This window comes from Polaromonas sp. CG_23.6 (assembly GCF_029892315.1).
In the GTDB taxonomy this organism is placed as follows: Bacteria; Pseudomonadota; Gammaproteobacteria; order Burkholderiales; family Burkholderiaceae_C; genus Polaromonas.
Map to the genome: position 1 here is coordinate 3,637,070 of NZ_JARXUY010000001.1, position 13,589 is coordinate 3,650,658.

Consider the following 13,589-nt stretch of genomic DNA (forward strand, 5'->3'; position numbering starts at 1 on the left):
TTGCGCTTAGTTTTCAGAGCAGTGAATTGAAATAGTTTTGCCAGATGTCCTGCGCTGTTTCCAGCGGACTGTCGAGCAGGTTGCGCCGCCGGTTGTCATCGTACGCCTGGCGCCTGTCGTGATCGGACAGGACTTCGTAGGCCTGCTGCACGGCGCGAAAACGTTCTGCAGCATGCGGCGCCGCATTTTTGTCCGGATGCCAGTACGACGCCTTCTGGCGAAACGACTTTTTGATGTCGGCCAGCGTCGCAGCGCTGTTGAGCCCAAGGGTGGTGTAGTGGTCCGTCATGCGTGGGGTGATTTCGTCCTGGAACGGGAAGTGGCGCACTGGCGGGGCCTGCTGCCACGACCTTGCGGCTGAAGGTTCCACCGCAATGCGCGAAGCCGGTGATTATGCTTCAGGCGCAGGGCGCCAGCGGGTATGCGGCGGGACGCCCACGGTTCATGAAGGTCAAGCCCGTGAGCAGACCCCGGCCAGCCCCAGCACCGGCCTGCACTTGAATTGCAAAGGCCATGTAAAGCCAGTCAACTGCATCCGGATGCGCTTCGTTAACAGACCAGATGCAACAAAAACGCTGCATCGATTGATTTTTAACAAAGGCTTACCATGAACAAGTTACTCGCTTCCCTGATCGCCGGTCTGTTTGTTTCGGGTGCATTTGCCCAAGTGTCTGTAGCACCTGTGGTCACGCCGGCCACGCCCGCAGTTGTGAAAGCAGAAGCCAAGGCTGACAAAGCCACTGTCAAGGCCGTCGCCTCTGAAGCAAAAGTGGACGCCAAGGCCGACGCCAAGGTTGAAAAAGCCGAAGTGAAATCTGGCAATGTCAAGGCAAAAGCACATGCAGAGTCCACCGACAGCAAGTCAAAAGCCCATGCCAACGTTGCCAAGGCCGATCCCAAGGACAAGGTAGCGGCACAAGCCAAGGCCGAAAAAGTCGATGCCAAGGCCGACGCCAAAGCTGACAAGGCCATGGTCAATGCCACCGCCAAGACCGACAAGGTCAAGGTTGACGCCAAGGCTGACAAGGCCAATGCGGCATCGGCCACCACCGCCGTGAAAGCCGAAGGCAAGGCCGATGTGAAAGCTGCCGCCGTCAAGTAAGCGGCTTTTGCACTCTCGAAAAAGACAGGCATGGCCTGTCTTTTTTTATGGCTGTGCCCTTTTCCCAGCACCGGCCATAAAGACTTGCGGGCTCACCCTGCCTCCGACAGCTTCCCCACTACCAGCCGCAATTGCCGCCCGCACCGCGCCGCCAGCGCCTCGTCGTGTGTCACCACCACAAACGCCGTGCCGTGTTCGCGGGAGAGCCTGAGCATCAGCTGGAATACCCCGTCGGCCGTGGCCCGGTCGAGGTTGCCGGTGGGCTCGTCGGCCAGCACGCAGGCAGGCTGCGTCACCAGGGCGCGGGCAATCGCCACGCGCTGGCGTTCACCGCCTGAAAGCTCGGAAGGGCGGTGGTGAATCCGGTCTTCCAGCCCCACGCTGGCAAGCATTTTGCTGGCGATTTCCGAGGCTTTGGCACGGTCCAGGCGCCGAATCCACAGCGGCATGGCAACGTTGTCCAGCGCGCTGAACTCGGGCAGCAAATGGTGGAACTGATAAACAAAACCCAGGTGCCGGTTGCGCAACTCACCCTGCGCGGCGGGCGACAGACTGGACAAAACCTGGCCTTTCAATTCGACCTGCCCGCTGGTCGGCGCGTCGAGCCCACCCATCAAATGCAGCAAGGTGCTTTTGCCCGAACCCGAGGTGCCGACAATGGCCAGCGTCTCGCCGCGATGCACCTGCAGGTCCACGCCCTGCAGCACCGTCACGTCCAACCGGCCTTCGGTGAAACGCTTGGTCAGGCCAATGGCGCGCAGCACGACTTCGCCTTGCAGTTGGGCGGGTTCGGGTTCCAAGCCCCGCCCCTGCAAGTCGGGGACGCGGATCTGGCTTTGCCAGTCCGCAGGCGCAGCGGCCCCCTCGGGGGGCATGGGAGCGACGCTCTGCGGCATCCCCTCCCCACCAGTAGGGGCCGCGGAACCGGCTTCGCCGGGCCGCAGGCGCAGCGCCCCCTCGGGGGGCAGCGAACCACACGAAGTGGGGAGCGTGGGGGTCTTATTCATAGCGAAGCGCCTCTGCCGGGTTCACGCGGCTGGCGCGCCAGCTCGGGTAGATGGTGGCCAGAAAAGCCAGGATCAACGAAATGACAACGATCGGCATGATGTCGCTGTATTGCGGCTCGCTGGGCATGCGGCTGATCAGGTAGATGTCCTTGGGCAGGAAGTTGGCGTTCAGCAGCCGCTCCAGTGCCGGCACGATCACATCGATATTGAAGGCCACCAGCAGCCCCAGCAGCAGGCCGGACAGCGTGCCGATCACGCCGACCATCGCGCCCTGCACCATGAACACGCCCATGATGCTTTTCGGGCTGGCGCCCAGCGTGCGCAAAATCGCAATGTCGGCGCGCTTGTCGGTCACCGTCATCACCAAGGTGCTGACCAGGTTGAAGGCCGCCACCGCCACGATCAGTGTCAGGATGATGAACATCATGCGTTTTTCCAGCTCGACGGCGGCAAACCAGGTCTTGTTTTGCTGCGTCCAGTCGCGGATCAACAGGTCGCCGCTCAGGGTTTTCGACAACTCCAGCGCCACTTGCCGGGCCTGGTGCAGGTCTTTGAGCTTGATGCGGATGCCGGTCGGCCCCTCGAGCCGGAAGATCCGCGCGGCGTCGTCCTGGTGCATCATGACCAGCGCCGAGTCGTATTCAAAATGCCCGGAGTCAAACGTGCCCACCACCGTCATCTGTTTCAGGCGCGGCACGACGCCGGCCGGCGTCACCTGGCCGCTGGGCGCGATCAGTGTCACGCGGTCGCCTTCGCGCACGCCCATGGCACGCGCCAGTTCACCGCCCAGCACCACGCCGAATTCGCCGCTGACCAGCTTGGGGAAAGCGGTTTTTTCCAGTTCCACCGCCAGATCGGTCACCTGCCCCTCCAGCGCCGGGTCGATACCCCGGACCAATGTGCCTTTCATGTCCTCGCCGCGCGCCAGCAGGGCCTGGGCAGCTATGAATGTTGCAGCGCCGACGACATTCGGATTGGCGCGAATCTCAGCCAGCGTTTTTTGCGGATCGGCCAGCGCGCCGCCACCGGGTGCAAACACCTCGATGTGCGAGATCACGCCCAGCATGCGGTCGCGCACTTCTTTCTGAAAGCCGTTCATCACGCTGAGCACAATGATCAGTGCCGCCACGCCCAGCCCAATGCCCAGCATGGAGACGCCTGAAATGAAGGAAATAAAACCGTTTCGCCGGGTGGCGCGACCAGCGCGGGTGTATCGCCAGCCCAAAATCAGCTCATAGGGGATTTGCATGCCAGCGATTGTGGCATCCCGGACAATAGGCCGATGCGCCTTGACTCGACCCCCCATTTATTGATTCCCTTTGCTGCCTGCAGCGCCGAAGCCTGGCTGCCCACGCTGCAATCGCTGGCGCCCGACAGCTTCAAGCGTCTGGGCCAGTTGTTGCAGGGCATGAAGCTGGTGCAGACCGATACCCGCGATGCCGAATCGCTCTCGCCGCCGCATGAACGCGCCCTGGCCCGCGCCCTGGGCCTGGCCACGCTGGACACGGCCGATGGCCTGCTGCCCTGGGCTGCCAGCGAAGCCGTGGAGCAGTTGCAGGCCGGCGCTGACAAGGCCTGGGCCTGGATCACGCCGTGCCACTGGGCCATGGGCCACCTGCATGCAACGCTGACAGACCCGGCCCAGCTTGCATTGCGGGAAGACGAATCGCGCAGCCTGTTGGCGCTGATGCAACCCTATTTTGAAACCGACGGCATCACGCTGCATTATTTGGCCCCGGGGCGCTGGCTGGCCGAGGGCGAGTTGTTTCGTGGCCTGCCGACAGCCTCGATTGACCGGGTGCTGGCGCGCAACGTGGACGCGTGGCTGCCGGACACGAAAAGCGCCGCGCCCTTGAGGCGCCTGCAAAATGAGATGCAGATGCTGCTTTACACGCATCCGTCCAATGACGAGCGCGAGGCACGGCGCCAGTTGCCGGTCAATTCGTTCTGGATCAGCGGCACCGGGGATTTGCCTGCCGAACTTGGTGCGGCTTCACCCGCAGTAGAGAAGGCGCTGAACAACACCCTTGGCGAAGCCCAAGCCAGCGCGCCGCGCAGCCTGGCCAATGCGGTTTTCCGGGAAGACTGGGCTGGCTATGCGCAGGGTTGGGCCGCATTGGAGGCAGGCGACATGGCTGCGCTGCTGGCCCGGCAGCAACGCAGCGAATCGGTGCGGCTGACCTTGTGCGGCGAAAGCAGCGCCCAGACCTTCGAGACACACCGCACCGGGTTTTGGAGAAAAATGTCAAGCCTTTTTAGCCCTTTGCGCCCACTGGACGTACTCAAGCAGCTATGAAAATCATAGTCATCTATCCAACTGATTCGAGACCCGCACCATGAAAATACAGGTACGCGACGTGCCCCCGCGCAGCGTCTGGGCACTGCAGCAGGCCGGCATCCACCCCTTGCTGGCGCAGTTGTATGCCGCGCGCGGTGTTAACGGCCCTGACGAACTCGACGACGGACTGGCCCGGCTGCTGCCGCCGCCGTCGCTCAAGGGAACCCACGAAGCGGCCGTGCTGCTGGCCGATGCCATGGCCGCCGGCCAGAAAATCTGCGTCGTCGCCGACTACGACTGCGACGGCGCCACCGCCTGCGCCGTGGCGCTGCGCGGGCTGAAACTGCTGGGTGCCCGGCACGTCAGCTACCTGGTGCCCGACCGCATCGTTGACGGCTACGGCCTGACCGCGCCGATTGCCGAGCGGGTGAAGGCCACCGGTGCGGAGGTGCTGGTGACGGTGGACAACGGCATTGCCAGCATCGACGGCGTGGCCCGCGCCAGGGCGTTGGGCCTGCAGGTGCTGGTGACCGACCACCATTTGCCCGCGCTGTTCAACGAGCAGATTGGCCTGCCCGACGCCAATGTGATCGTCAACCCGAACCAGCCCGGCTGCACTTTTGAGAGCAAGTCCATCGCCGGCGTCGGCGTGATGTTTTACGTGCTGCTGGCATTGCGGGCCGAACTGCGCACGCGCGGCGTGTTTGACGCGGCCCATCAGCCCAAGCTCGACACGCTGCTGCCGCTGGTGGCACTGGGCACGGTGGCCGATGTGGTGAAGCTGGACGCCAACAACCGCCGGCTGGTGGCGCAGGGCCTGAAGCGCATCCGCGCAGGCGCGCTGCCTGCCGGCATTGCCAGCCTGTTCAAGGCCGCCGGCCGCCAGGCACCCACGGCGACGACTTTCGATTTCGGCTTTGCGCTGGGCCCGCGCATCAATGCCGCCGGCCGGCTCGCCGACATGACGCTGGGCATTGAATGCTTGACCACCGACGACCCGGCACGGGCCGACGAGCTGGCGCAGATGCTCGACGGCATCAACCGCGAACGCCGCAGCATCGAGTCCGGCATGCGCGAACAGGCGCAACTGGCGGCCGACGCGATGATCGACGAGGACGAGGAGCCCCCCCCGGCGATTGCCATTTTCGACCCCGATTTTCACGAAGGCGTGGTCGGCATCGTCGCCTCGCGCATCAAGGACAATCTGCACCGTCCGACCTTTGTGTTCGCCGCCAGCCAGGCGCCGGGCAAGGAGCATGAGCTCAAAGGCTCGGGCCGCTCGATTCCGGGTTTTCATCTGCGCGATGCACTCGACCTGGTCGCCAAGCGCCATCCGGGCGTGCTGCTGCGTTTTGGGGGTCATGCCATGGCCGCCGGCTGCACGATTTCAGAGGAACATTTCGAGCAGTTCGAGCATGGGCTGCAACAGGTCGCTAGAGAATGGCTGGACGCGGCCACCTTGATGCGCCGGCTGGACACCGACGGCCCGCTGGCGCCCGAATACCGAAGCGCCGACGTGGTCGACACGCTGCACAGGGAAGTCTGGGGCCAGGGCTTTGCCGCACCGACCTTCAGCGAAGAGGTCGAGGTGGTGTCGCAGCGGCTGGTGGGGGACGACAAGCATTTGTCGCTGAAGCTCAAGCACCGGGGCGAGCCGGTGGACGGCATCTGGTTCGGCCACACCGAAACTTTGCCAGCGCGTGTGACGCTGGCGTTCCGGCTGGATACCAATGAATGGAAAGGCATCCGGCGCGTGCAGTTTCTCATTGAGGCAGCAGAAATCCAGTCGCCCAGGCCATAAAGGATTTGTCCGACGATTTTTCAGTCAGGCAGCCTACATCTGCCCATCACCGTGGGGGTGATGATCGGCTTTATAAGGAGCCCGCACCGGAGCGTCCAGCCTACCAGAGGGGAAATCATGAACACCATCATTTACATCGTCGGCCTTGTCGTCATCATTGGCGTCGTCCTGTCTTATTTCGGTCTGCGCTGAAAAGCTCGAAAAGCCATGCGCAGGGGTGCTTGTCCATCAAACATTTCCTTCCCGTGCCGGGTTTGCGCCAAAGTTGTTGGTTATTAAAAATCCAGCGGCAATGACCGTTCGGGCTGCGCCCATCCCGATTTTTTGCCTGACCCCGGCGCTTTCCACAGCACTCCTGTTCCATTTTTGGTCAAGCCAACACTCGCCAAGCCGTGGTTATGTTCCAAACGCATCGGGAAGAAAACCGGGCACTCCGGCGCCAACTCTTCATAAAGCCTAAAATTAGGCTGTGAAACCGCAAAATATCCTGAACGCCGACCTGCATTGCCACTCGATCGTGTCTGACGGCACCTTGACCCCCGAAGCACTTGCAGAACGCGCCAAAACCAATGGCGTCGAGTTGTGGGCGCTGACAGACCATGACGAAGTGGGCGGCCAGCACAAAGCCGCCGCCGCCGCCAAGGCGCAAGGCATGGCCTACCTGACCGGCACCGAGATTTCCGTGACCTTTGCCGGCGAAACGGTTCACATTGTGGGCCTGGGCTTCGATCCTGACGACGCCGCACTGAGGCAAGGCCTGCACAACACCCGCAACGGCCGCGAACAGCGCGCCCGGGAAATGTCGGACTCGCTGGCCAAGGCGGGCATTCACGGTGCTTTTGAAGGCGCACTGAAATTCGTTGGAAATCCTGAACTGATTTCGCGTACCCACTTTGCCCGTCATCTGGTGGAATCCGGCGTTTGCAAGGATACCTATGAAGTCTTTCGCAAATTCCTGACGGAGGGCAAGCCCGGTTACGTGCCGCATCGGTGGGCGACCTTGAAGGATGCTGTCACCTGGATCACACAGGCGCAGGGCATTGCGGTGATTGCGCACCCGGGCCGCTACAACTTTTCAGCCAATGCCGAATATGCGCTGTTCACCGAGTTCAAGGCGCATGGCGGGCGCGGGGTGGAAGTGGTGACCGGCAGCCATACCAAGCAGGAATTCATCAAATACGCCGAAACGGCCAAGGAATTTGGCTTGGCGGCCTCGCGCGGCAGCGACTTTCACAGCCCCGATGAAAGCCATACCGACCTGGGCACCCTGCCCTTCCTGGCTGGCGACCTGACGCCTGTGTGGGAACTGCTGGCTGGCCGCATCCAGGCATGAGCGGCGCGAGCAGGACACCTCCCAACATGCTGGCGGGGATTGCACTTCTGGTGGCAGCGGTGGCCTGCTTTGCCGTGCTGGACACCACCACCAAGATCATTTCGCTGAGCGTGCCGGTGTTCATGGCGGTGTGGTTTCGCTACGCCTTTCAGGCCATTGCGACCACTGTCGCCATGCTGCCTTCGCGTGGCTGGAGTTTGCTGCGCACCGCGCATCCGAAATTCCAGTGCCTGCGTGGCGTGCTGCTGCTGACGACGAGCATGTTTGCATTTTTCAGCCTCAAACACATGCCGGTGGGGGAGTTCACGGCAATTGTCATGATCACGCCGCTGGTCATCACGCTGCTGGCATCGCTCACGCTGGGCGAGCGGGTGTCGGTGCTGCGCTGGGCGCTGGTGATTGGCGGCTTCGTCGGCACGCTCATCATCATCCGGCCAGGCGGAAACCAATTCAGCTGGGCCATGCTGCTGCCACTGGGCCTGGTGATTTCCCATGCCTGGTTCCAGATTCTGACCAGCCGGCTGGCGCGCACTGAAGACCCGGTCACCATGCATTTCTACACCGGCTGGGTTGGCACGCTGCTGGCGTCGCTGGCCTTGCCGTTTGCCTGGACTTCGCTGGACTCGTGGACGCTCTGGGCCGGCTTGGCGTTGATGGGACTGATGGGCACCGTCGGCCATTACATGATGATCCTGGCCTATGCCAGAGCACCTGTTTCTACCCTGACGCCTTTTTTGTATGCCCAGATCGGCTTTGCCATGCTGGGTGGGTGGCTGGCGTTTTCCCATGTTCCCGATGACCTGTCGCTACTCGGCATGGGCATGATTGCCGTGTGCGGCGCCACCGGCGCATGGCTGGCCGTGCGCGAAAGCCGCGTCCTCATCCAAGCCACAGAATCCTGAAAGTTTTGCCATGGCACAGTTATTTGAAATGCATCCCGACAATCCGCCGGTGCGCCTGCTCAAGCAGGCGGTGGCCCTGATCCAGCGCGGCGGCATCGCCGCCGTGCCGACCGATTCGAGCTATGCGCTGGTCTGCCAGTTGGACGACAAGGCGGCAGCCGACAGCCTGCGCCGCATTCGCGGGGTGGACGACAAACACCACCTCACGCTGCTGTGCCGGGACCTGAGCGAGCTGTCCAACTACGCGCGGGTCGACAACAAGCAGTTTCGCCTGATCAAGGGCGCGACTCCCGGCCCCTACACCTTCATACTTGAAGCCAGCAAGGAAGTGCCGCGCCGCCTGAGCCATCCGTCACGCAAGACCATCGGCCTGCGCGTTCCCGACCACAAGACGCTGCAAGCGCTGCTGGAACTGCATGGCGGCGCCTTGCTGGCCACGACCCTGATTCCGCGCGGTGAAACCGAATCCATCAGCGACCCCCAGGACATCCCCGGCCCGCTGGAGCGCGAGCTCGCCGCAGTGATCGACGCCGGCGCCTGTTACAAGGAAGCCACCACGGTCATCGACCTCACGCCCATGGCCGACGGCGGCGACCCGGTGGTGATCCGGCAGGGCCGGGGCGAGTTGGCACCACTGGGGCTCTGAGGCAGGGTCAGTAGGGGTCTGACACAATCAGGCTATGGACATTGCCAACCTGATTCAAACCATCGCCATTTATGCACTTCCCGTGCTGTTCGCCATCACCATCCATGAAGCCGCGCATGGTTACGCGGCGCGCCATTTTGGCGACAACACGGCCTACGTGCAGGGCCGCATCACACTGAACCCGCTCAAGCACATCGACCCGGTGGGCACGATCCTGATGCCGCTGATGCTGTACTTCGCCACTTCGGGTGCTTTTTTGTTTGGCTACGCCAAGCCGGTTCCGGTGAATTTTGGCGCCCTGCGCAACCCCAAACGCCACATGGTCTGGGTGGCGCTGGCCGGTCCGGCATCGAACTTTGCGCAGGCCATTTTCTGGGCGCTGATGCTGGTGGGACTGGCGGCCATGGGCATCCAGGAACCATTTTTCCTCAAGATGGCGCAAGCCGGCATTCTGGTTAATCTGGTGATGTGGGCCTTCAACTTGTTCCCGCTGCCGCCGCTGGACGGCGGCCGCATTCTGGTCGGCTTGCTGCCCTGGAAGCAGGCGCAGATGGTTTCGCGCCTTGAACCCTGGGGCTTTTTCATTGTCATGGGCCTGGTGCTGGTCGGCGTTGTCGGCACCTTCTGGCTGCGTCCGCTCATGACCTTCGGCTACGGCCTGATCAACCTCCTGATTTCTCCACTGGCGTTTTTGCTGCGCTGATTTTTCATTTTCATTTTCCGCATGACCTCCACTTCTTCCGCTCCGCTTCATCGTTTCCTGACCGGCATCACCACCACCGGCACGCCGCATCTGGGCAATTTTGTCGGCTCGATCCGCCCCTCGGTTGCGGCCAGCCGCCTGCCCGGCGTGCAGAGCTTTTATTTTCTGGCCGACTACCACGCGCTGATCAAGTGCGGCGACCCGGCGCGCATCCAGCGCTCGACGTTAGAGATCGCCGCCAGCTGGCTGGCCGCCGGGCTGGACCCGGAACGCGTGATGTTCTACCGCCAGTCCGACATCCCGGAAATCACCGAACTAACCTGGCTGCTGACCTGCGTCACCGGCAAGGGCGTGCTGAACCGCGCCCATGCCTACAAGGCCTCGGTGGACAAGAACGATGCTGCCGGCAATGACCCGGATGCCGATGTGACGGCCGGCCTGTTCATGTACCCCGTGCTGATGGGCGCCGACATTTTGATGTTCAAGGCGCACAAGGTGCCGGTCGGGCGCGACCAGATCCAGCACATTGAAATGGCGCGCGACATGGCGCAGCGCTTCAACCACCTGTATGGCGACCACTTGGTGCTGCCCGAAGCAGCCATCGAGGAATCGGTCGCCCTGCTGCCGGGCCTGGACGGCCGCAAGATGAGCAAGAGCTACGACAACACCATTCCGCTGTTCACGCCGCGCGACGCCTTGCGCAAGCTGATCGCCGGCATCGTCACCGATTCGCGTGCGCCCGGCGAAGCCAAAGCCACCGAAGGCTCTGCGCTGTTCCAGATCTACCAGGCGTTTGCCAGTGAAAGCGAAACCGCTGGTCTGCGTCAGGCCTATGCCGACGGCATGGGCTGGGGCGATGCCAAGCAGATACTGTTCGAGCGTATCGACCAGGAAGTCGCGCCGATGCGCGAGCGCTACCAGGAACTGATCGCCACTCCGCAGGAAATCGAAAAGCTGCTGCAAGCCGGCGCCGAAAAGGCACGGGCGGTGGCGGCGCCATTCATGGGCGAATTGCGGCGCGCCGTGGGCCTGCGCAACCTGGGTTCTTCAGCCCCGGCGGCGAGCAAAAGCAAGGCAGCCAAAGCAGCTGCCCCGGCTTTCAAGCAATACCGCGAAAAAGACGGCAGGTTCTACTTCAAACTGCTGGATGCGCAGGGGCGCTTGCTCTTGCAAAGCCTTGGATTTGCCGCCCCCAAGGAAGCAGCGCTTGCAATTTCCACCTTGCAAAAACAGGGTTCAGGCGCACTGGCTGAATTGCAAAACATGCTTGAAGCGACGCCAGACCTCAGTCCCGGCAAACTCGATACGGCGCTGGCTTTCTTCAGCGCTTCGGAAGACTGAAGCGCGCTTCAGTCTGGTGCAAAGGTAAAAAGGCCGGTTGAAAAACCGGCCTTTTTTGTGGCTTGAAAGAATTGCTCTGAATTTTCTGGCTTTAACCCTGAAAATTCAATCACTGAATATGCTTTTATTGCCAATCAGCGCGAGCAACCAGCGGCAGGTCAAATAGCAGAAACCGAAAAATGCCACTGGCTGCGTCAATGCAAGCCGGTGCGGATTAGCATCAGACCTTGTCGATCTTGTCTTTCACGACTTCCTTGGCGTCGCCCACCTTTTTCTGGGTTTTGCCTTCAGCTTGCTTGGCCATTCCCTTGGCTTGCTGCTCGGTGCTGCCGGTCATCTCGCCCGCTTTGGACTGCACCTTGCCTGCAGCATCCTTCATGGCGCCCTTGACTTGATCCTTGTTCATGTCGAAATCCTTTTCCAAGTTGATGATGTGTTCAGGCTAATAGCGCGTGGTCATCCAGAAAACAGGGATTTGGCGCAAAAACACGTGGGCAACTTCCTACAGGAAAATGACGTGAATAAAAGCGATTGATTTGTGATGCAAAGACTTGCAGCACCCGCTCAGGCATTCATCAAAAAATGGGCTTTTCTTTTTCGTATACGATATAACAAATACAAATTTGGATGCCCATGCTGCCCTGGTTCACCGAATCCCCAGCCGACCGACTGGTTGACGTCCGCGACACCTCGCTGTCCAAGCTGGTGCGCGACGACATGCTGGCGCTCATTCTGAAAGGAGAACTGGTGCCCGGCCAGCGCATCAACGAGCCCGACGTGGCCAGCCGGCTGCAGGTGTCGCGCGTGCCGGTGCGCGAGGCCTTGCGGGCGCTGGAGAGTTCCGGGCTGGTGGTGTCGCGCAAGCATTCGGGCGTTTTTGTGCGCCAGTTGCAGGCTGTTGAAATCCGCGACCTTTATCAGATGCGCGGCCTGCTCGACGGCTTTGCCGGGCGCTGCGCGGCCAGCTTGCCAGACCGTGAACGCCACGCGCTGGCAGCCTTTCTGGACACATCGGTCCATGCCATGCAAGAGGCCGCCAGCCAGCATGACGTGCAGCGCTACTACGGTGGAAACCTGCACTTTCACTGGGCCATTGTCGAGTCGGCGGGCAACGGCCAGCTGATCGACAGCTACCGCGGCATCGTGCAAAAGCTGCACCTGTCGCGGCTGAAAAATCTCGCGCAAGACCTGGGCATGCAGGCATCGATGCACGAGCATGTGGCGATCGTACAGGCGATTCAGGACAGCGATCCGCTGCGCTGCGAGGCCCTGATGGCGCACCACGTGGGTGACGCCTATGCGCGACTGCGCGACGCAGCCCTGCCGCCACGGCTGCAAACCACCCTGCCAGCAGCATCAATTTCTGAATAAGAAGCAGCCACAAGACCGGCCCCAAGCCGGCAGCGGCATCCATCCACCTGTCAATCACTCACTGGAGACAAACCATGAAACGACGCACCCTGTTGCAGGCAGCCCCTGCACTCCTCTATGCCCCCGGCCTGGCCTTTGCGCAGACGCCCTACCCGGGCAAACCGATCCGCTATATCGTTCCGGTGTCGGCGGGCGGCGGCAGCGACATGGTCGGGCGCACGCTGACCGAGCGCTGGGGCAGCCTGCTCAAGCAGCCTTTCATCGTCGACAACCAGGGCGGCGGCGGCGGCGTGATTGCCGCGCAGACCACGGCGCGCGCGGCACCCGACGGCTACACACTGATGCAGGGCTATGTGGCGACGCACGGCACCAGCCCGGCCACGCGCAAACTGCCCTATGACGCGGTCAAGGACTTCACCGCCATCGGCATGATCGGCGCGACGCCCAACGTGCTGGTGGTCAATGCCAGCCTGCCGGTCAAGACAGTCAAGGAATTCATCGACTACGTGAAGAAGCACCCGGGCCAAGTCAGCTACGGCTCGGCCGGGCAGGGCTCGCTGACGCACCTGACCATGGAGCTGTTCAAGCAGCAGATCGATTCCTTCATGGTGCACATTCCCTACCGGGGCGTGGCGCCAGCCTTCACCGACCTGATCGGCGGGCAGACGCAGGCGATGTTTCCGGGCCTTGCTGCCGCCATTCCGCACATCCGCTCGGGCCGGGTGCGCCCGCTGGCCGTCACCGGCTTGACACGACACCCGCAGTTCAAGGACCTGCCGACGCTGGACGAGTCGGGTTTCAAGGGTTTCGATGCGCAGCAGTGGTACGGCGTCGTGGGGCCGGCGGGCATGCCGGCACCCATCGTCAAGCAACTGAATGAAACCCTGGCCACCGTGCTCAGGGCGCCCGACCTGCGCGAGAAGCTGGCGGTCGAGGCGATCGAGCCCATCGTGATGTCGCCGGAAGAATTTGCGGCCTTCATCAAGACCGACATCGCGCGCTGGACCAAGCTGGCGAAGGAACGCAAGATCGAGCTGGACAGCTAAGTTTCAAGCCAATAAGCGTCTTTGCGCATGCTGCTATTGCATAAACAGCTATGTTTTTT

At 62.1% G+C, this 13,589-nt stretch carries 15 protein-coding genes; 11 read left to right on the forward strand and 4 right to left on the reverse strand.

Features of this window, described 5'->3' with window-relative positions; translation table 11 throughout:
• Positions 1 to 13 precede the first annotated feature (13 nt).
• Positions 14 to 289: a DnaJ domain-containing protein gene (locus tag H4V98_RS17215; protein ID WP_196864146.1), complete on the reverse strand. Its 276-nt coding sequence runs from the start codon at positions 287 to 289 to the stop codon at positions 14 to 16.
• Positions 290 to 607: 318 nt separating this feature from the next.
• Between H4V98_RS17215 and H4V98_RS17220 the strand changes: the two genes are divergently transcribed.
• Positions 608 to 1,102, forward strand: coding sequence for a hypothetical protein (locus tag H4V98_RS17220; protein WP_196864066.1), 495 nt, complete (start codon positions 608 to 610; stop codon positions 1,100 to 1,102).
• Positions 1,103 to 1,194: 92 nt separating this feature from the next.
• Here the strand turns inward: H4V98_RS17220 and lolD are convergent, their stop codons facing one another.
• A complete protein-coding gene (gene lolD / locus H4V98_RS17225) occupies positions 1,195 to 1,881 on the reverse strand; it encodes a lipoprotein-releasing ABC transporter ATP-binding protein LolD (protein WP_348535236.1) in 687 nt (228 codons plus the stop codon).
• A gap of 220 nt (positions 1,882 to 2,101) precedes the next feature.
• Positions 2,102 to 3,358: a lipoprotein-releasing ABC transporter permease subunit gene (locus H4V98_RS17230; RefSeq protein ID WP_280757764.1), complete on the reverse strand. Its 1,257-nt coding sequence runs from the start codon at positions 3,356 to 3,358 to the stop codon at positions 2,102 to 2,104.
• 33 nt (positions 3,359 to 3,391) lie between these two features.
• On the opposite strand from H4V98_RS17230, the gene H4V98_RS17235 reads away from it, so the two are divergent.
• From H4V98_RS17235 to H4V98_RS17270, 8 genes are all read left to right on the forward strand, one after another.
• On the forward strand, positions 3,392 to 4,405 hold the full coding sequence (locus tag H4V98_RS17235) for a hypothetical protein (protein WP_280757765.1): 1,014 nt from the start codon (positions 3,392 to 3,394) through the stop codon (positions 4,403 to 4,405).
• 40 nt (positions 4,406 to 4,445) lie between these two features.
• A complete protein-coding gene (gene recJ / locus H4V98_RS17240; protein ID WP_196864063.1) occupies positions 4,446 to 6,188 on the forward strand; it encodes a single-stranded-DNA-specific exonuclease RecJ in 1,743 nt (580 codons plus the stop codon).
• Positions 6,189 to 6,239: 51 nt separating this feature from the next.
• Positions 6,240 to 6,380 (forward strand): hypothetical protein, encoded by a 141-nt coding sequence (locus H4V98_RS17245; protein WP_280757766.1) that lies wholly within the window; start codon positions 6,240 to 6,242, stop codon positions 6,378 to 6,380.
• Between the two features lie 277 nt (positions 6,381 to 6,657).
• Entirely contained in the window at positions 6,658 to 7,521 is an 864-nt protein-coding gene (locus tag H4V98_RS17250; protein WP_196864062.1) for a 3',5'-nucleoside bisphosphate phosphatase, read from the forward strand.
• Positions 7,518 to 8,423 carry a DMT family transporter gene (locus H4V98_RS17255; RefSeq protein ID WP_196864061.1) on the forward strand — a complete coding sequence of 302 codons (906 nt, stop codon included), beginning with the start codon at positions 7,518 to 7,520 and terminating at the stop codon, positions 8,421 to 8,423. The genes H4V98_RS17250 and H4V98_RS17255 overlap by 4 nt, the downstream gene beginning before the upstream one ends.
• A 10-nt stretch (positions 8,424 to 8,433) precedes the next feature.
• The gene (locus H4V98_RS17260; RefSeq protein ID WP_196864060.1) at positions 8,434 to 9,069 is read left to right on the forward strand and encodes an L-threonylcarbamoyladenylate synthase; all 636 of its coding nucleotides are present in this window, start codon (positions 8,434 to 8,436) and stop codon (positions 9,067 to 9,069) included.
• A gap of 34 nt (positions 9,070 to 9,103) precedes the next feature.
• The gene (locus H4V98_RS17265) at positions 9,104 to 9,772 is read left to right on the forward strand and encodes a site-2 protease family protein (protein ID WP_196864059.1); all 669 of its coding nucleotides are present in this window, start codon (positions 9,104 to 9,106) and stop codon (positions 9,770 to 9,772) included.
• A 21-nt stretch (positions 9,773 to 9,793) separates the two neighbouring features.
• A complete protein-coding gene (locus tag H4V98_RS17270; protein WP_196864058.1) occupies positions 9,794 to 11,113 on the forward strand; it encodes a tryptophan--tRNA ligase in 1,320 nt (439 codons plus the stop codon).
• 220 nt (positions 11,114 to 11,333) lie between these two features.
• Here H4V98_RS17270 and H4V98_RS17275 read toward each other — a convergent pair whose 3' ends face one another.
• Positions 11,334 to 11,519: a CsbD family protein gene (locus tag H4V98_RS17275; protein ID WP_196864057.1), complete on the reverse strand. Its 186-nt coding sequence runs from the start codon at positions 11,517 to 11,519 to the stop codon at positions 11,334 to 11,336.
• Positions 11,520 to 11,740: 221 nt separating this feature from the next.
• On the opposite strand from H4V98_RS17275, the gene H4V98_RS17280 reads away from it, so the two are divergent.
• Together H4V98_RS17280 and H4V98_RS17285 are read left to right on the forward strand one after the other, a co-directional pair.
• Positions 11,741 to 12,484, forward strand: a complete 744-nt coding sequence (locus H4V98_RS17280; RefSeq protein WP_348535227.1) for a GntR family transcriptional regulator — start codon at positions 11,741 to 11,743, stop codon at positions 12,482 to 12,484.
• A gap of 74 nt (positions 12,485 to 12,558) precedes the next feature.
• The gene (locus H4V98_RS17285; RefSeq protein ID WP_196864055.1) at positions 12,559 to 13,530 is read left to right on the forward strand and encodes a tripartite tricarboxylate transporter substrate binding protein; all 972 of its coding nucleotides are present in this window, start codon (positions 12,559 to 12,561) and stop codon (positions 13,528 to 13,530) included.
• Positions 13,531 to 13,589 lie beyond the last annotated feature (59 nt).